This is a genomic window from Alteromonas sp. DYW1 (assembly GCF_059752595.1).
This window is the reverse complement of sequence record NZ_CM186038.1, coordinates 2664601-2683066: the sequence shown is the minus strand read 5'-3', so window position 1 is coordinate 2683066 and position 18466 is coordinate 2664601. Positions and strand designations below refer to the sequence as shown.

At 44.2% G+C, this 18466-nt stretch carries 18 protein-coding genes; 15 read left to right on the top strand and 3 right to left on the bottom strand.

What is annotated here, in order from left to right:
- The 15 genes from pseG (at nt 1) to AC121Z_RS11970 (ending at nt 15267) form a co-directional block, all read left to right on the top strand.
- A complete protein-coding gene (pseG, locus tag AC121Z_RS12040; protein ID WP_498124265.1) occupies nt 1-1014 on the top strand; it encodes a UDP-2,4-diacetamido-2,4,6-trideoxy-beta-L-altropyranose hydrolase in 1014 nt (337 codons plus the stop codon).
- A gap of 5 nt (nt 1015-1019) precedes the next feature.
- Complete coding sequence (locus AC121Z_RS12035) at nt 1020-1580, top strand: GNAT family N-acetyltransferase (protein WP_498124264.1); 561 nt, start codon at nt 1020-1022, stop codon at nt 1578-1580.
- An 8-nt stretch (nt 1581-1588) separates the two neighbouring features.
- A complete protein-coding gene (locus tag AC121Z_RS12030) occupies nt 1589-1831 on the top strand; it encodes an acyl carrier protein (RefSeq protein WP_498124263.1) in 243 nt (80 codons plus the stop codon).
- A gap of 12 nt (nt 1832-1843) precedes the next feature.
- Nucleotides 1844-2572 (top strand): SDR family NAD(P)-dependent oxidoreductase, encoded by a 729-nt coding sequence (locus tag AC121Z_RS12025; RefSeq protein WP_498124262.1) that lies wholly within the window; start codon nt 1844-1846, stop codon nt 2570-2572.
- An 18-nt stretch (nt 2573-2590) separates the two neighbouring features.
- Nucleotides 2591-3991: an AMP-binding protein gene (locus AC121Z_RS12020; RefSeq protein WP_498124261.1), complete on the top strand. Its 1401-nt coding sequence runs from the start codon at nt 2591-2593 to the stop codon at nt 3989-3991.
- Between the two features lie 5 nt (nt 3992-3996).
- Nucleotides 3997-5103 (top strand): LuxE/PaaK family acyltransferase, encoded by a 1107-nt coding sequence (locus AC121Z_RS12015; RefSeq protein WP_498124260.1) that lies wholly within the window; start codon nt 3997-3999, stop codon nt 5101-5103.
- The gene (locus AC121Z_RS12010) at nt 5096-6283 is read left to right on the top strand and encodes an acyl-CoA reductase (protein WP_498124258.1); all 1188 of its coding nucleotides are present in this window, start codon (nt 5096-5098) and stop codon (nt 6281-6283) included. The genes AC121Z_RS12015 and AC121Z_RS12010 overlap by 8 nt, the downstream gene beginning before the upstream one ends.
- 98 nt (nt 6284-6381) lie before the next feature.
- On the top strand, nt 6382-7287 hold the full coding sequence (locus AC121Z_RS12005) for a nucleoside-diphosphate sugar epimerase/dehydratase (RefSeq protein WP_498124256.1): 906 nt from the start codon (nt 6382-6384) through the stop codon (nt 7285-7287).
- Between the two features lie 25 nt (nt 7288-7312).
- A complete protein-coding gene (locus AC121Z_RS12000; RefSeq protein ID WP_498124255.1) occupies nt 7313-8284 on the top strand; it encodes an NAD-dependent epimerase/dehydratase family protein in 972 nt (323 codons plus the stop codon).
- Entirely contained in the window at nt 8274-9416 is a 1143-nt protein-coding gene (locus tag AC121Z_RS11995) for a DegT/DnrJ/EryC1/StrS family aminotransferase (RefSeq protein WP_498124254.1), read from the top strand. The genes AC121Z_RS12000 and AC121Z_RS11995 overlap by 11 nt, the downstream gene beginning before the upstream one ends.
- Nucleotide 9417: 1 nt before the next feature.
- Nucleotides 9418-11262, top strand: coding sequence for an asparagine synthase (glutamine-hydrolyzing) (asnB, locus tag AC121Z_RS11990; protein ID WP_498124253.1), 1845 nt, complete (start codon nt 9418-9420; stop codon nt 11260-11262).
- Entirely contained in the window at nt 11259-12761 is a 1503-nt protein-coding gene (locus AC121Z_RS11985) for a hypothetical protein (RefSeq protein ID WP_498124252.1), read from the top strand. Before asnB ends, AC121Z_RS11985 begins: the two co-directional genes overlap by 4 nt.
- A gap of 41 nt (nt 12762-12802) precedes the next feature.
- The gene (locus AC121Z_RS11980; protein ID WP_498124250.1) at nt 12803-13297 is read left to right on the top strand and encodes an acyltransferase; all 495 of its coding nucleotides are present in this window, start codon (nt 12803-12805) and stop codon (nt 13295-13297) included.
- 90 nt (nt 13298-13387) lie between these two features.
- Entirely contained in the window at nt 13388-14248 is an 861-nt protein-coding gene (locus tag AC121Z_RS11975; RefSeq protein WP_498124249.1) for a class I SAM-dependent methyltransferase, read from the top strand.
- 2 nt (nt 14249-14250) lie between these two features.
- Nucleotides 14251-15267: a hypothetical protein gene (locus AC121Z_RS11970; protein WP_498124248.1), complete on the top strand. Its 1017-nt coding sequence runs from the start codon at nt 14251-14253 to the stop codon at nt 15265-15267.
- Here AC121Z_RS11970 and AC121Z_RS11965 read toward each other — a convergent pair.
- From AC121Z_RS11965 to AC121Z_RS11955, 3 genes are all read right to left on the bottom strand, one after another.
- The gene (locus AC121Z_RS11965; protein ID WP_498124247.1) at nt 15264-16130 is read right to left on the bottom strand and encodes a sulfotransferase; all 867 of its coding nucleotides are present in this window, start codon (nt 16128-16130) and stop codon (nt 15264-15266) included. The genes AC121Z_RS11970 and AC121Z_RS11965 overlap by 4 nt on opposite strands.
- Nucleotides 16131-16183: 53 nt before the next feature.
- Nucleotides 16184-17176 carry a class I SAM-dependent methyltransferase gene (locus tag AC121Z_RS11960; RefSeq protein WP_498124245.1) on the bottom strand — a complete coding sequence of 331 codons (993 nt, stop codon included), beginning with the start codon at nt 17174-17176 and terminating at the stop codon, nt 16184-16186.
- Between the two features lie 181 nt (nt 17177-17357).
- Nucleotides 17358-18389, bottom strand: coding sequence for a class I SAM-dependent methyltransferase (locus AC121Z_RS11955; protein ID WP_498124244.1), 1032 nt, complete (start codon nt 18387-18389; stop codon nt 17358-17360).
- Nucleotides 18390-18466 lie beyond the last annotated feature (77 nt).

The window sequence follows — 18466 nt, the reverse complement described above, 5'->3', positions numbered from 1 at the left end:
ATGCGCTTTGTTTTTTTGGTACAAGCATCCACGCAAATGGGTCTTGGTCATTTGATGCGCTGTCAGGCACTGGCGCAACAGATCATTGCGGATGATATGGACGCGACTTTTTTACTTGACCAAACGACGCATGAATTCGCGTTAAGACGCCATGATTGGCAAGGGCAAATAATCAATCACGACTATACGCTCAGTGTTGCTGAGCAATACCGTGCATTTACGGATGGTACTTCAGGCCCCGTGGATTGGCTTATTATCGATGGCTATCAGTTTTCGGCGGCCTATTGTCAGTATTGGCGAGCAGCAGGGTTTAAAGTGGCGGTATTTGATGATGGCGTCAGTACTGAACCGCTCCAAGCTGATGCAATTATGAATGCTGCGGCGCAGCCAGATGCTGATCCGGCCCATTTGTATGGGGCTGAATTTCGACTGCTACGGCGTGAATTCGCAATGGTCACGCCGCTCCCTGTAGAGCAGCGTCATCATTTGACCATCAATTTCGGCGGTAGTGACCCTATGCAGTTGACCATTCCTGTCTTGCAAGGGTTAGAATGCGCAGGTTTTAGCGCGCCGATTAGAGTTGTCACCGGTGCCGCTTTCCCAGCATTAGACGCACTCACTAGCTTTATCCAATCAACCCAATTAACCATGCAACATGTGCATGATGCACAAGACATGGCTGACGTATGGAGCCATGCCAAGTTAGCGCTTTCCGCAGCCGGTGGCAGTCAGTTTGAACTTGCCGTATGTCGAACGCCCGCCGTAATCGTCGTGGTTGCAAACAATCAGATGGCTGCAAGTCACCAAGCGCAAGCTGAGGGATGGTGTAAAGTATTTGAGTTTCAGGGCCTATCAGGGGCAGAGCAAGAAAATTGGATAACCAGAATAGTGAGCACGATTGGTGAGCTTTGGTCACAACCAGAAAGGTTGGTCGAGATGCAACAAGCAATACCGAGTACGTATAATGCCAATGGCAGTGTGCACGTATTAAATGCATTAATGGCGTTGAGCTGATGCGTGTGGATAAACCTTTAACTGGATACCAGGTGATCCTGCGTAACGTCGAAGCTAGTGATCTTGAGCAATTAAGAGAGTGGCGTAATAGCGAACATGTAAAGCGATTTATGCTAACCACCAACACGATTACTCACGAACAACAACAGGCCTGGTTTGAGCATATTGGTCGCGCGAAGAATCAAATCCATTTCGTAATCGAGTATCGTGGTGAGGCTATTGGTTCATGTAATATTAAGACTCGCGGGCAAGGCGTCGATATTAATAGTGCTGAACATTTTGAGTTGGGCTTATATATTGGCGAGCCACGTTTTGCCAGTAATCTGATCGCTTTTTCGCCGACGTTAGTCATGAACGACTATTGTTTCAGTGAGTTAAATGCAAAAGTATTACATGCTGTCGTAAAGTCAGATAATGTGGCCGCATTGCGCTATAACGAGCAATTGGGGTACACGGTGACTCAGCGAGGTGAATTGGTTGATTTGATTTTGACCGAGGATAACTATACCGATCAGAGTAAAACGTTAAAGGCACTACTCAACCGGCCGCCGCGAAATAAAAATTAAGGGGTATCATGGCAACAAATCAACAAGAACTAACGGCTGTTTTTGCTAACGCGCTTGGTATCGATGCGGGGCAGGTGTCTGATGCATTGACCTACAATACGATCCCTGAATGGGATTCAACCGCGCATATGATCCTAATTGCAGAGCTTGAAGATAAGTTCGATATTATGTTGGATACCGACGATATTATTGATATGAGTTCGGTCGCTAAAGCCAAAGAAATTCTGCAGAAATATGACGTAACGTTTTAACGGGAGTGCCACTTGTTACATAACAAAGTGATACTGGTAACTGGCGCCAATAAAGGCATTGGCTTAGCGATAGCGCAGACCTGTGTGCGGTTAGGCGCAATTGTGTTGTTGGCGGGCCGCAATGAAGTTGAGTTAGATCTCGTCGCTGAACAGTTAGGTGAAAACGCCATTGCGATGAGTTATGAACTCAGCGATGAAGCCCAAGTCAAAGCGGCGTTTGCGCATATAAAACAACATATTGGTCATATTGATGGCTTGGTGAACAATGCCGGCAATATGCATACCGGAGCGTTAGCGATGACCCGGCTATCCGACCTGCAACAGCAACTGGAAATTAATACCGTGGCCGCGTTTCAGCACATGCAACTTGGGGCCCGCCTGATGACGCGTCAGGGTGCAGGTAGTATTGTGAATTTGTGTTCTATTGTGGGTGAGCAAGGGGCTGCTGGTCAAACGGCATATGCTGCCTCAAAAGCGGCGCTGTCTGGGATGACAAAATCGTTAGCCAAAGAATTAGCGAGTAATAATATTCGCGTGAACGGCGTAGCTCCTGGCTTTATTGACACCGCCATGACTGCCGACTTTAACCCTCAGCAACGGCAATCGATACTTGATTCCATTCCTTTAGGACGGGCAGGGCGTCCGCAAGATATTGCCGATTTGATCAGTTTCCTTCTGTCCGATCACGCGAGTTATATCACCGGGCAAATTATTGGTGTCGACGGTGGTATGCGTTTATAGAACCGGAGGAGGTTAGGGGTGTTTTTTGATGCGTTAATTCCTGCGCCGGATAAGCCAGCCTTAATTACTATCAGCGCAAGCGCAGATAAGTCATTGCTGCACACTCAGCATAGTTATGCAGACCTCATTGACGCAGTGCAACAAGCACAAGAGCGCCTAGCTCTACAGTTTCCGCCTGCAAATAGCAATTTGCGTTATCTTGTGGGGTTAAAAATGCACAGTGATTACACCAGCATTGTGCAGTACTTGGCGTTATTATCGGCACGCATTGTTGTGTTACTGGTGGATCCTCAATGTTCGGCTGATAAATTGGTAGCGTTACAGCAACGCTTCCATCCTAATGCGTGGATAGAGCACGATCAGCTCGAAACTGTGCATTCAGAACCAACCCCAATCGATGATAAAGTAGCCCTTCTACTTCCGACATCAGGTTCAACCGGAGCCGCCAAAACTGTCGTGTTAAGCTACACAAACTTGCACAGCAATGCCGAGGCCATTTGTGAGTATCTGCCGATTGTGGCAACCGATCGGGCTATCAATACACTACCGCTGTTTTATTCTTACGGTCTGTCAGTGCTTAATACCCATTTGCTGCGTGGAGCCTGTTTAGTGCTTTCCGATTTCTCGGTCGTAAACCGGGAGTTTTGGCAGATCATGCGTGAATACCATATCAATTCATTCGCCGGTGTACCGCACACCTACGAGATGCTTCACCGGCTGCGTTTTGAACGCCAACAATTGCCTGATTTGCGCTACTTTACTCAAGCAGGGGGCAAGTTAGCGCCCGAATTGGTAACCTACTTTGCAAACTATGCGCAAACGCATAGCAAACAATTCTTTGTTATGTACGGACAAACTGAAGCGACTGCGCGGATGGCCTATTTAAACCCAAACAAATTGCGCAGCAAGCCCGCAAGCATCGGGCAGGCGATCCCGCAAGGTGAGTTTAAACTAGACGCGGGTGAGCTTTGTTACCGTGGCCCTAATGTGATGTTAGGGTATAGCGATAATCGAGCGGGTCTTGAGCATTTAAAGTCCGCTGATTGGCTATATACAGGTGACTTGGCGGAGATTGATGACGACGGTGATTATCGAATTGTTGGTCGCAAAGCACGATTTTTAAAGCTAAACGGCGTACGTACCGATTTAGATGCTGTAGAGCGGAATTTGCAGGAGTTAGGTATGCATACGTTATGTTGTGGCGATGATCAGTGTTTACTCATTGGGGTAGAAGTAGCGCCTGATCAAGAGCCAGCGACTATCACTGCCACCATAAAACAGCACTTACATCAAATAATGAAAATTCATCCTTCTTTAACCCGCTTGATATCGTTAAGCTCTTTACCATTAACAGCCAATGGTAAGCCCGACTATCAAGCGGTCGCGCGTGCCTTTGAACAACCCACTGATCAGGGGTAGGCAATTTGACGGACCTAAGCCAATTTGAACACGCATTTAGCGAGCTCGCACAACACGATGTGTTTGGTTGCGAAAAAAATGATAAAGCTACGGTGCTCTATAAGGCCTTAAATGAATTGCATCAATGGCACTGCGAGCACTGCGCGGAATACCAACGCATCGTTGCTGCAACCCCCAATGTGAATGCTAATACCTGCATGAGCTCGTTTCCGTATATTGCCGTTAGATTATTTAAACTATTAGCTTTGAAAAGCATTCCTGATGAGGCGGTATTCCGCGTTTTACAATCATCGGGTACGACTTCTCAAGTAACCGCTAAAGTCTATTTAGACAAGGCAACCAGCCAACGTCAGTCCAAAGTATTGGTAGCCATTTTACAGCAAGTGTTGGGCAAGAATCGCTTACCTATGCTTATCATCGACGCACCCTCCACGGTAAAAGGATCGACTTTTAACGCACGCGCTGCGGGTATTCAGGGCTTGGCATTTTTTGGGCGTCACCATACCTATGCGATGCACGATGATATGACGCCTAATTGGGAGGCGATTGATGAGTTCTGCGCTCAGTATGGGAATGCTCCAGTTTTGGTGTTTGGCTTTACCTTTATGGTATGGCGATATTTTATTCAGGCCTTACAACAATCCCACCGCAGGGTAAGTTTACCGCATGGGATCCTATTGCATAGCGGGGGTTGGAAGAAGTTGCAGCATGAGCAGGTGACTAATCATGAATTCAAACAGCAGTTGTCAGAGCACGCTGCAATAACTAAAGTGCATAATTTTTATGGCATGGCAGAGCAGGTGGGTTCTGTGTTTGTGGAATGCGCGCAGGGCTATCTGCATGCGCCGAGTTATGCCGACGTTATCGTACGTAACACGCGTGACCTTTCCGCTTGCGAAAACGGTGAATCAGGACTCATTCAAGTGCTCTCGGCGATCCCTAGCAGTTACCCTGGTCACAGCATTTTGACTGAAGACTTAGGGGTTATTCACGGTGAAGACGATTGCGTCTGCGGATGGTCGGGTAAATATTTTTCTGTGACAGGGCGTTTACCTCAAGCCGAACTTAGAGGATGTAGTGATGCACATGCCGCCGGAGTGAGCAATGGATAATAGTCTTGAGGTTTTAGTTTCTGACAATGCAGGTATAGAGGCGTTGCTTGCGGAAATAGCACAATTACCTCCATTACATCCAAATAATCCGATGATCACACAGCTGCTGGGCGATTTGAGCACAGCGTTGCTAAGCGCTAAATATAAAGCTCATCCGGAGCTTGTTGCGCTTGGATTTTGGTTGCGGCGTGTGCTGCGAACAGAGTCTTTAAAACTCCAAAAAGAATCTAACGTAATAGTTAAAGCATTGGGGCTTGCGGTTCATTTTACTCCCAATAATGTCGACACCATGTTCATGTACAGCTGGGTATGCAGTGCATTGATAGGAAACAGCAATATTGTTCGTCTCGCGTCTCAAGCAACACCGGTGCAAGCCTTGCTATTGTCAGAGCTTCAAGCGCGTTTTGGTATGGTGCAATATCAAGCGTTAGCGGCCAGAAACTTATTTGTGCGCACAGATAAACAATCGGATTGGTCAGCGCGGTTGAGTCTCCTAGCCGACGCCAGATTACTCTGGGGAGGAGATGACAGTGTACAAACCATTCGCGCGTTACCGAGTAAGCCGAGAACGCGAGATGTCAGTTTTGCTGATCGGTATTCAGCAGCACTCATTCATAGCGACGCGTTCACTTCAGAAGCTGAGACTAAGGCAATTGCACAGCAGCTGTGGTCTGATACGCAACCCCATTTGCAGCAAGCTTGTTCTTCACCTCGTGTGATTTATTGGTTGGGGGATAAAGCATTACTGTATCCATTTTTTGAATTGCTCGATAAGTTGGCATTGCAGCATATCCAACCCGCGCCGAATCTCCGTAACGAGCAACTAATTTACCGCCAATATGCAGCGACCCAGGGCATAATTCAGTGCCACCAATTTGGCCTTCTTTCGGTGTTGGAATGTGACGACCCACACTCACTCATCGACATGCATGCTGGCCAAATGACCTATTTGTTGGTCCACCTTAAATCCATTGAGGAGCTGTCAAGGACGGTAACTGAAAAGCAGCAAACACTGACTTATGCAGGGATTTCCAAATCAGCATTAGCAGACATAATAGCGCGCCCTGAACTAGCGGGTATTGACCGAGTAGTACCGCTAGGTCAGGCCTTAGACTTCGAAACCCTCTGGGATGGTATAGACTTGACGACGTCACTAAGCCGTCGCGTTGTTGTTCGATGATTAACGTTTCAAGTTGCTGTGATATGGACAATGATCCAGTTTTATTCTGGGTGGCCGATACATGAAAGGCATAGATCAGTAGTAGGTGAGCGGTTCATATGGTTGATGGTGAAGGTGTTAGGGCAATAAAGCAAACTGCGTACATTTTTGGCGCTGGCATGGCTGGACAGCGTGCGTATGAAAATTTGCAGCAAGATTATCATGTGCTTGGGTTTATCGATAATGATGAGCGTAAACAGGGGAGTTCTCTGTGCGGCATCACGATTCACGCGCCTGAAGCTATCTATGCACAGCCTAGCGACAAAATATTTATTGCCAGCGAATTTTTTGAACAAATTCAGCGACAGCTTACCCGATCTCTAAAGATTAACCCTAATCAGTTGAGCCCGTTACCTGCTCGCATGCTTGCAGCGAAAAGGTTTGAGCATGATGAAGTTTCAATTGGACAGTCACTTCAGCTACTGAACATTTGTTGCCAGTTATTGCATCGCATTGCAGTGACTCATCATATCGATGCTGGCACATTGTTGGGCTTATACCGCGATAAGACGTTAATCCCCTGGGATGATGATCTGGATATTGCAATTGATGCCACAGGTGTCTCCGTTGTCCAAGCGAATCTTCACCGTTTTCAAGAAGAGTTGTCTGATGTGTCAGGAGAAAGGTGGCGCGTTGATACATGCTACGCTGATAGCGCATTTGGTAATGTTCCTGCAAAGGCGATTCGGGCATTTAAATTTGTATCTGAAGCCGAAAAGCCGTTACCGTCTATCGATTTTTTTGTGAAATATCGGTCTGATGAATTCAGCGATTATTGTCTTGCGTCGCGGGGGATCCGTATGCGGGCAAGATATACTGATTCAATCGCCAAGTTGGCGAGTGCTGGCTATGAGTGGCCCATTCCGCAAGACACAGAGGGTTACCTGACATACCATTATGGGAATTGGCAAGTGCCGGATCCCAATTGGTGCTTACAAGACTTGAATAATACTGAGGTATTTTAGACATGGCCTCTGGGGAGTAATGGCTTTGAATTTATCAAATAAACGTGTCGCAGTTATTGGTGGGGCTGGCTTTATTGGCAGCCACGTCGTGGAAGAATTATTGAAAACCGATGTTGGTGAAGTGGTTATTTACGACAACTTTACCCGCGGTCAAAAATCCTACATTGAGCCTTTTTTATCAGATCCACGTTGCACACTGTTTGCCAATGGCGGTGATATCCGTGATGTTGATGTATTGAATGATGCTTTGCAGGGAGTCGATGGTGTATTTCTGCTGGCTGCTATGTGGCTCCTTCATTGCCGAGATTATCCACGTACTGCATTCGACGTAAACGTACAAGGCACCTTCAATGTATTAGAAGCATGCGTAAAAAATAATGTTAAACGACTGGTTTACTCATCTTCAGCGTCGGTTTATGGCGATGCTGTTGAAGTGCCGATGAAAGAAAGTCATCCGTTTAACAACCGCAATTTCTATGGCGCGACAAAGATTGCCAGTGAAGCTATGTGCCGCGCGATGTATGACCGTTATGGTTTAGATTACGTCGGATTGCGCTATATGAATGTGTATGGGCCTCATCAGGACCAAACCGCAGCCTATACTGGCGTCATCCCTATCGTGTTAAATAAAATTGATGCTGGCGAGTCGCCCACGGTGAATGGTGATGGCTCTCAAGCCTACGATTTTATTGATGTGCGTGACGTAGCACGTTGTAACGTGTTAGCCATGCAAAGTGACGCCACCGACGATTTCTATAATGTAGGAACCGGCATTCAAACCTCGATTAGAACTTTATGTGAAACCATTTTGTCGCTACGAAACAGTGACTTAACTATCCAATATAATCCGTATAGTGAATCTGATAGTCGTGCGTTGGTACAAAATCGGATTGGTTGCCCTGAAAAAGCATTTTCTGACTTAGGTTTCAAAAGTGCTATAGAGTTGACCCAAGGCTTACAACACCTGATTGATTGGAGAGCTAAGCATGGCGCGTAATATTGCGATCGCAACGCCTAGTTTAGGGGACGCAGAATGGCAAGCCACTAAAACCTGTTTTGAGTCGGGTTGGTTAACGACTGGGCCAAAGGTCAGGGAGTTCGAACAGGCATTTGCAGATTATCATCAAGTAACATCTGCTATCGCTACCACCAGTTGCACAACAGGTTTACATTTAATGTTAGCCGCACTCAATATTGGGCCTGGCGATGAGGTCATCGTGCCGGCGTTTACCTGGGTATCGACGGCGAACGTCGTTTTGTATTGCGGAGCAACTCCGGTCTTTGCCGACGTTGACTCCCATACTTACAATGTCTCGCCAAAGGAAATCGAAGCCAAGCTTAGTGCGAAAACGAAGGCAGTGATTGTTGTTCATTTATTTGGTTTGTGCGCTGACATGGATGCCATAAAGTCAGTCATACCAGCCAATGTAGCGTTACTGGAAGATGCCGCTTGTGCCTCCGGTGCGAGTTATAACGGAACCTTTGCTGGTGGCCTGGGCGATGCGGCCGCGTTTTCTTTTCACCCGCGCAAAATCATTACTACCGGTGAGGGCGGAATGGTGACGACGCAGAATTCGGCCTTAGCTGAACGCATGTTTTGCTTGCGTAACCATGGTGCCAGTATATCCGAAGAGCAGCGCCATCATGGCCCCAAACCGTATATATTACCTGAATTTGGCGAAGTGGGTTTCAACTACCGCATGACTGATATGCAAGGTGCTATCGGCTGTGTGCAGTTAACCAAGCTGAAGACGTTAGTGGAGCAACGCAATGGTATGGCGAACTTCTATCGTGAACAACTGGCTGATATAAAGGGGCTTCAGTTACCTTATTTCCCAGCACACGGTGGTTGTTCTTGGCAATCTTTTGTTACTGTCGTGGACAACGCTAACTCACCGGTTGAGCGGAATGAATTGATGGAGCGGTTGCAGGACCGAGGTATTTCTACGCGGCCGGGAACTCACGCAGTACATATGCTGCAGGTTTACCAAGAACAATTTGGGTTAAAGAGGCAAGACTTTCCAAATGCTGCAATGCTGAATGATCAATCTCTTGCTATACCTCTACATAATGAAATGAGTCAGGATGACTTATATTATGTCGTAGATAGCCTTCGAGAATTAATGTGATATGTGTGCAATCGTTGGATTACTAGATCGTCAACAACAAGCAATTTCAACGGTGGTCGTTGAACGCATGCGGGATACTATGATCCATCGAGGACCTGACGGAAAAGGAAGTTGGGTTGAAAACAGCATTGGATTTGGGCATCGCCGTTTATCTATCGTTGACTTAAGCTCTGCAGGGCAACAGCCTATGGTCAGTGAGAATGGACGTTTTGTGCTGACTTACAATGGTGAAGTTTATAACTTTAGAGAACTGCGCGCAGAGCTACAACGATTAGGGCATCATTTTTTCTCAGATTGTGACTCCGAAGTGGTGTTAAATGCCTTAGTTGAATGGCGAGAAAACGCATTAAAGAAGTTTAATGGCATGTTTGCGCTAGGTTTCTACGACCGTCAAACGGGCGACTTAATACTTGCAAGAGATCGCTATGGTATTAAACCACTGTATATCTATGAGAACGAAAAATATTTCTCGTTTAGCTCTGAACAGCGCGCATTTTATGAGTTACCAGGTTTTGATTCTCAGCTGTGCTACACGGCTTTAAAGGAATACTTCACCTTTCAGAATATATACTCGCAACATACCCTTTTACAGGGTATTACCGTACTACCCGCGGGGCACTTCCTAATTACTAACTCAAAAATGAAGAGTCCCACCTATTCAATTAAGCAATACTGGGATTTCTTGTTTGTAGAGCCAGCTGAATCTTTGACACTAGATGAATATCAGGAAGAGGTTGCTCATTTACTCCATCAGGCGGTAAATCGGCAATTAGTTGCGGATGTTGAGTTGGGAAGCTACTTGAGTGGTGGCATCGACAGTGGTCTGATCGTTGCCATTGCAAGTCAAACTTACTCTCACATGAAAACTTTCACCTGTGGTTTTGATTTAAGTTCTGCGACTGGTTTGGAGCAAGCATTTGATGAGCGAAGCGTTGCCGAGCACATGTCATATTTATTCAAAACTGAACAGTATGAGATGGTGTTAAAGGCTGGCGATATGCAGCGGTCGTTACCGAAGTTAGCTGCACATTTGGAAGAACCCAGAGTTGGGCAGTCTTATCCAAATCTACATGCAGCAAAGTTAGCCAGTAAATTTGTCAAAGTCTGTTTGAGTGGCGTTGGAGGCGATGAAATTTTTGCCGGGTACCCATGGCGGTATGCCGCGGCAATGGATAGCACTAATTATGATGAATTTAACCAGCGTTACTATACCCAATGGCAAAGATTATTAGTCGAAGAGCAATTAAACAAACTGCTGTCACCTATAGACTCTCATGTAAGAGATTATTCTCCGCGTCAAGCGTTTGATTCGATAGTTGCAGGTTGCAACAATTTCTCACAGTTAAACAATCTGCAAAAGGCCTTATATTTTGATGCGAAGTCTTTTTTGCCGGGATTATTACACGTCGAAGATAAACTGAGCATGGCGTTTGGGTTAGAAGTAAGAGTTCCTTTTTTAGATAATGATTTAGTCGATTTTGCCTTGCAAACACCCACTAAATATCTGATTGATCGGTCACACAAAGATATTGCATTTGGGGGTAAGCAGTTGCTCCGAAAATGTGCTAGTCGATATATGCCAGCTAGTATAGCGAATGCAAGAAAGCAGGGATTTTCTGCCCCAGACTCAAGTTGGTTTAAGGGTGAAAGTATGCATTTTGTGCAACAGCAATTACTCAAGAATGAGTCACCTTTATTCGACATTCTCGACCGTTCACTTGTGCATAAAACCGTAAAGGAACATCTTGCGGGAAAACAAAATCATCGCTTGTTAATTTGGTCTCTTTTAAATTTCAATGAGTGGTTTAACCAGACCTTTTCTCAACAGCAGGGTCAATCACTGTGAGCGTCTTACTGACGGCCATAGTTGTATTGTGGATATATCGTTGGTACTCATTATATTACGAGCGAAAATATACCCCTGAACATTATGGTGATGATCTCACACACCTCAGTATCGTAAAGGAGTATAAACGTACCGGCGGCGAACCACTTGACATGGGGTGGTTGTATCCACTTGGCGCATTTGATTATCCATCGGGCTTCCATAAAGTTGTTTACTGGGCCGGACCCAGCATGGCCTGGTTAGAACGCTATGGCGGCATTATTCCAACCATTTTTGATTCTCTTTTGCTTGTCGTCGCTTATGTACTGCTGAGACAACAAGAGGTAGACCCTGGGCTATGGTTTATTATATTACCGCTATGCAGAACTTTCTTTGCTCACGATGGCCGTTCCATTCATTTTGGTGAAAGAGCATTTGGAATTTTGTTTGGTAACTTATATTTGCTTTGTTTGGTATCACTGGTTTATTTCGATGCAGATCCATGGTTGCATGTATTAGCAATTACTGCGTTCTTGTTTTTTAGTACATCCTCCAAGTTCGCGTGGCAAGCAACATTCTTTTTTACTCTCGGTCTCTCTCTCTTCTTTATGAGTTGGGCATATTTGCAGTTTTACCTATATCACTTTTTAATCTCCGCGTTTTTAAGCGGTGGCTACTCGATGCGAGTACTAAGAGGGTTAGTAAGACACAGTTACTTTTATAGGACAGTCTTAATTCACAAGCACCCAACGGTTAAAGATCACTATGTGGATTTGTTCTTGCAATTGACTAACCCAACAAAGGCTTCTGGGCCGTTGATGAATAATTCACTGGTTCGCATTGTAATTGATTTCCCGCTTGTGATCGGCGCACTGTATTGCATGGCATTAACGCCAATTTCTATTTGGGGTTTAATTATAATTATAGGGTTTGCTTTGACCCTGTTGACTGCATGGAAACCTTTAGGCTTTTTGGGAGAACCAGAACGTTATTTAGATTTCGCTCTGTTACCTTCATTGGTAGTCTTTATGACAAATCAATCTCTTGTGCCTGGAGTTGTTCAGTTGCTTATTGTAACGCTGGTTGTTTATGCCTTTATCAAACATTTTATTGAGTTTCAGAGACGTTGTAATGCGCAAAAAAACGTGCATAGCTACCTGCCCCTTATTCGCGAATGGTTCGCGGATATTACTGGGTCTACTATATTACCTATTCCTTTTCGCTATGGCTTGTATATCGGCTATGACATGTCGCCAGAGTGTAATAACAAAATTCTAACCTTGCATGCCAATATCGGTGAAGGTGAAAACTACACGAAATATAATAAACTTCTGGGCGTCAGATATCCCTATCCAGATAAAGATATCGACGAACTAGTCCAAGCATTTAACATTGATTATTTATTAGTAGACAAAGCGGCCGTGGCGCATCTACACAAGGAATTCCCTGAATATTACGAACGCTTTAACAAGTATTCGATTGTTAAAGAGTCGCCAATCTTTATGTTGGTTAAACCTTGAGTTGCACAAGCCACTCCATTAACTGTTGATTAGGTGTAGCAATGAATTTTGAGCAAGAGTTGCAGGCGTTTATTCGTGATAAACGAACGGAGATGAAAGATAAATTTCAACGCCATGTTTCGATTCAGGATTTGTTTTCAGATCGCTGGGAAACAGCCAAGTTTTATGGTTTTGGGGAAGGTACCAGTTGTTATAATAACGTGCTTATTCTAGGTGATGTAAAAGTTGGTAAGCATGTATGGATAGGTCCTAACGTTATTCTTGATGGTTCCGGTGGTTTGGAAGTTGGTGACTATGTATCAATAAGTGCTGGCGTTCAAATTTACTCTCATCATACGGTTGCTTGGAGTAACTCTTTGGGCGAGGCTGAGGTTGAGCGCTCGCCAACGCGCATCGGTAACGGCGTTTATATAGGCCCAAATTCAATTATTCAAATGGGCGTGAACGTAGGAGATAAGAGTCGCATTGGAGCGATGAGTTTTGTCAACAAGGACGTGCCCGTGAATGCTAGTTGGTTTGGGCACTCACTTAAGTAGAAGAAAAGTTAATATGACCACCTTATTAGTTTAGAATCATACGCAATGGTCGATACATTAAGATAGGCTATTGAAATAGAGGTAAATGGTATGTTTTCAGTATCTCCCAACGTGAATTTTCGGAATTTTGGTTATATACCCAGAAGTAAATTTAAGGAAAACTTAAGCCGTTGGTTATTTGGCGAAGCTAATTTATTTAAGCGATTGCAAGCTCGAGATATTATGCAATGTCTAGACTTAAAGAAGACTGACCGAGTTCTAGATTTAGGCTGTGCCAATGGTTACCTGAGTGTTGAAATGGCGAAGCAAGCAAAACACGTGACTGCTATCGATATCAATCCTTATGTTAAGAAGATTCAAGTTCCAGAGGTACTACAAACAAAGTTAACGTTTGTGCATGGTAGTGGAGACAAAATTGAGCAGGCTAGCGCTTCTTTTGATGTTGTGTTGGCGTCAGAAGTATTGACCATGATCACCACGCCAGAGGCGTTTTTGGCAGAAATTCGTCGCCTTCTCAAACCAAACGGTCGCGTGGTTTTTGTTAATGGCATTGGGCGGCCAAATATTCAGGCCATGTATGAACAAGAACCTCAGAAACTGCAAAAATATATTGAGAAATATGGTGATGCGGTCCCGAGCAGTTATGATGATTACATTCAAAAATTAACCCGTTCATTTGGCACCGCTATTCATAAAATGATAAGTGAAGAAGACTATAAAAAGCTTATTAGTAGTAATGGGTTCACTATCAAAAATGCAATTAATAGCCCAAAAAGGATTGCCGCAGATAAGATATTTTTGGAGCAATTTGAGCGCTTTGTTAAAACTGGGAGTGGATTATCGAGCGACTGGTTTCCAACAAAGTTCATGTATCTAAGTTTTTTGTCTATGTTTGATAGTGAAGGTAGTAAATCTGGCTCAATCATACTAGCGGAAAAAAGCAACCTGTAAATGTGAACATACGTAGCTCAGCACTAGAACTAGATAGTATTCCGCCTTCTGAAAGATTGTGGATATTTGGCAACGGACATGGTGCAAGGGTTATCTGGCATTGGGCTCAAAAGCACCTAAAGTCTTCGGTGAGTGGTTTCGTTTGCGAGAATGGTCGCTCACTGTCAGGACTGCCATCCATTTCAGAGGATAACGTCCTTTCGCGCGACCATATTCTGTTGGCAAGTCAATATGCCGACGACATTAAATGGCGTTTGCAAGATAAGGGGGTTCAACACATATACGATATAAGCACTGAGTTATATCGAGAATTGCAGTTTTCGCAATTAGCTCTCTCTTTTGAGCGTTTACATACGGAATCGACGCCGTTTTCATTATCTCTATACAAAAAAATGTTGGAGCAATTGAGGCTTCTAAGTGAGTTTACTCCTTACTGGGTGCAAAACCTGAATAGTGTCAACAGTCGATCATTTCATCGCTTTGATATTGATACTGAGCGCTGCAGAGTGAATATGCCATCGATGTTAGATGTTGCCTTAGAGGTTGGGGTTGTACCAACTGTATTTATCCGTACAGATGGTCTCGATTATAACCCCGAGCAAATGACACTTGATGTTGCGAAATACAGCGCTCTTGGAGTGGACTTTGGACTACACACGAGCTGTTATGCTATGCCGCAACCGCACCAAGCGCTTGCATCTGAGTTGGATCGTTTTCGGCAATTATTTGGTATTGAAGAACCAGGTCTTACTGTACACGGGCTAGGGACGCAATTCTCACTACAACGCGAGTCCATGGGGAAATTCATTGCGTCGAATACCGATGATTTGGGCCTTGCCTACGCTGATATTCCAAATCATTTTAGACATCACCACTATGTGATCCAAGACTGTCACCTAGATCAGAAAACAGGGCAGCGCTATTTACTTAATGATGTGGGGCAAATTTCGTTAATAGCTGAGCAATACGTTGATTTTTTGTTACTAGTGCACCCGTGTTACTGGAGCCGAAGAGTTTAACAAGCCGCCACCTTGGAATGGTCGGCGTTCACATCAGCAAAATTAAACATTTCGTCCCAATACTTAATTCTTGGGTCTTCATCTATCTGAGCTAATTCCGCTGGCGTGAAATAATCCAAGTACTTATCATCTAAAAATACACCAGTATTGGATTCATACTGACGCAATCGAACGGCGGACTGCTCCTCTCTCGCCGTTGGCCATTGCTTTGTTGCCAGATAAATAGGGCCCGCATTCCCTCCAATTTGGTGATGTTGCACATCAAAACAGTGTAACGTACTGCTCTGATGAGATTTGCTTACCAAGCTCAATATACTATTAATTGTTTGCTTATTGTTGATGATTAAATCTTCATAGTGAACCACTGTATAAGGGCCTTGACGTAAATAATTTAAGGTATGCCGATAGAACCCATCAAAAGTATTAATCATAGTATTTAAAGCATCACCTTTATTATCACGTCCTATTTTTGCATTAATTAACAGTGAGGCAAGGTGTCTGTAAGGGTGCTTAACCAACAAAACATTATGGTTGTAAACGTCGGGCTCAGCGATGCGCCGCCGTTGCTTAAACCAATCAAGATTTTTAGATGTATCAACTAGTGTATCGGATGCTGTGAGTTGAGCAATATATGTGTAAAACCTATTGGACGGCACCGTCTGGGTTGCCGATGGCGTCCATACTTTGCAATCTGATTTGCAATGAGTGCAATGGGCTTTATATCCGGCTTCAGGTTGGTGTTGAGTTAGCAGCCAATGTAGCTCGCCACCACCGTACACCGACGGTACGCAGTCCAACATAAAATTAAGCAGGGTGCTTCCAGAATAGCTCATGCCGAGGACATTGATGACATTTATGCTCATTTTCAAACCTCTCTACCGACTTAAATAAGGTTATCGGCCGATTATGCTAATTATCAAGCATTAAGGCTTTTTAGGCTCCGGTGCTTGAATCGACCAGCATAGCAAGCTTCCTCTCGATGGAAAGTAATATCCTGCATGTTGTTAATTTTGAGTAGGTCTTTAACCTCTTGCTCACTAAATCGTTTCGCGTTGGACGGACTGTACCAGTCAAAGTTAGTGACAACTGAAGTATTGTGACCAAGCTCAGCATTCCAAAAACATTTAAGCAGATTCCAATATATGAAACGCTGTAAATCTTGTTTACCGCCTTTAATGCCCAGAGCAGGAATATCCGGAACTTCGATCTGTATATTTAGTTCAGACAATGTTCGCCCCAAGGCAGTAAGCTGTTCGGACATCGCCCAAAGTTCTGCACTCGACATGGATTTGCATTGCGTGCGAAAGTAGTCGTCTAACAGCTCTCTAGGTAAGGCTTTTTTGGCGTAAAAATAACACGCAAATTGTCCAGTACGAGGCTCTGTTATACGGCAAAGTTCACTAAATGCTTGTTCAGGAACCTCAGTATGCATAATTACTTGGTCACAACTGACATAACTAACTGCACCGGTTTTTATTTTTGTGTTGGCAATATCGCCCTGGACAAAAAATAAATTACTAATATGTTTGTATGCGGAGGCTGCTTGAAAGGCTGAATCCGAATAATCAATTCCGATCACCAGCGCTTGAGGTGCCAATTCAGCAAACCAAGCAGCTTTATAGCCCATGCCACAGCCAGCGTCTATGATCACTGTTTGTGTGTTTAAAAAATCTGCTAAATGCTGCTCATCTTTGAATCCATATAGCTCAAGGTACCAACGCTTTTGAAAGTCGTAGAGTTTATCTGAATCATATTGAGTGCCAAATGACTTCCACTTCTCACTAAAAACCTCACTGGTCTGTTGCTCGTTTTCAGCTGCCAATTGTGAGGCTAATCGGATCAGGTTTTCATGTAATTCAATAGGTTGTTCGAATAAATCATGAACGCATTGTGCAGAAGAAAGTGACATTGGTGTTATTATTCTCTTTAAGTTTTATGCCTATATATTCGCGCTAAGCATGGGGTTATTTATAACACGCAAACATACCACAAAGGACGAATAATCCGGAGCCCGCTAATATTCAATTGGCAGCAGGTTTAAAGAAGATTACCTCTGAAAACCTGCTCCAGTTAAACGAAATTACAAATAATTACCAAACCTTTCGACCAAGTATGCGAAAGCTCTCTTTTGCTCCACGCAGGGAATCAGGCTCTTCGACCATTTTTTTGTAATAATTATACTCATCCATAAAGTAGTCAACTTTTGACAATAGGCTGTTACCGCTCTCAGGCTTGCGCCGTTCAGGTAACATCTGTTTGGCGAAAATTCCATATGTAAACAAATGTTTCTCTAATGCTAATGGGTGAAATGTGCGCTCCATTACGACCCCTCCAGACTCTGGATTTGTTGGATAGGTGCCAGAACGGTAGGGACGCTCTATAAGCTCGCCAGTGTTATCGTAATCGATGATGATTTTTTTCAATGTCTCACCAAATAGTCCGCTAGTATTCATGGCAAGATAATGAACTTTATCTTCAGTCAGCTCAGGTATTAGCTCTCTTATAATGTCTTTGCGACGAGTAAGGTAACTTTTAGCCACATGATCTCTATCCGTGCTACGACCATCCGGCCCATTCTCCCATGCTTCATACAACGGTAATAGTTTCTTCAAACATAATTGACTCGCTGCATTGTTGCCGTCAGAGATGAAAACTATGCCACCCATTTTTAGAATTCGAGCCCACTCGCTAAATACAGTGTCTAAGTAGGCGGGGTTAACATGGGAGATAACCTCATTGACAAAAATAATGTCAACTGTGTTAGGTTGCAGGGGGATCAGGCCGTCAATTACTAACTCACATTGACAATTTGGAAGGACATTTTCGAAAACGGTCTTTGCCATGTCTACATACTCAGGTTCAGCATCTAACCCGATAACTTTACTGGCTCCCTTAGCTACCATATAAGGCAATAGATGGCCGTACTTGCAACCAAAATCAAGCACCACTTTATTGTTGAAGTCAATAGGGATGGAGTCGATTAAAGGAGTGTATTCTCGCCACCGCCCTTCATAAAACAATTTTGATTGCACCAGCATGTAATCAGGTACGTTGCCTTTTTCGCAATACTCAACGACTCGCTGGTACTCTTCGGTTAGTGCTTCTTCTAAAGGTTTATTCAATGCCGTGCTCCTTGTATTTGCAGACTAACGTACTAAATTTTTCTTAATGTCTGTTTAGTTAACGACATTTCTCAGCA

Coding starts and splice junctions, on each gene's coding strand:
- pseG (WP_498124265.1), top strand. CDS start 1: ATGCGCTTTGTTTTTTTGGTACAAGCATCCACGCAAATGGGTCTTGGT.
- AC121Z_RS12030 (WP_498124263.1), top strand. CDS start 1,589: ATGGCAACAAATCAACAAGAACTAACGGCTGTTTTTGCTAACGCGCTT.
- AC121Z_RS12010 (WP_498124258.1), top strand. CDS start 5,096: ATGGATAATAGTCTTGAGGTTTTAGTTTCTGACAATGCAGGTATAGAG.
- AC121Z_RS12005 (WP_498124256.1), top strand. CDS start 6,382: ATGGTTGATGGTGAAGGTGTTAGGGCAATAAAGCAAACTGCGTACATT.
- AC121Z_RS11995 (WP_498124254.1), top strand. CDS start 8,274: ATGGCGCGTAATATTGCGATCGCAACGCCTAGTTTAGGGGACGCAGAA.
- asnB (WP_498124253.1), top strand. CDS start 9,418: ATGTGTGCAATCGTTGGATTACTAGATCGTCAACAACAAGCAATTTCA.
- AC121Z_RS11980 (WP_498124250.1), top strand. CDS start 12,803: ATGAATTTTGAGCAAGAGTTGCAGGCGTTTATTCGTGATAAACGAACG.
- AC121Z_RS11975 (WP_498124249.1), top strand. CDS start 13,388: ATGTTTTCAGTATCTCCCAACGTGAATTTTCGGAATTTTGGTTATATA.
- AC121Z_RS11965 (WP_498124247.1), bottom strand. CDS start 16,130: ATGAGCATAAATGTCATCAATGTCCTCGGCATGAGCTATTCTGGAAGC.
- AC121Z_RS11960 (WP_498124245.1), bottom strand. CDS start 17,176: ATGTCACTTTCTTCTGCACAATGCGTTCATGATTTATTCGAACAACCT.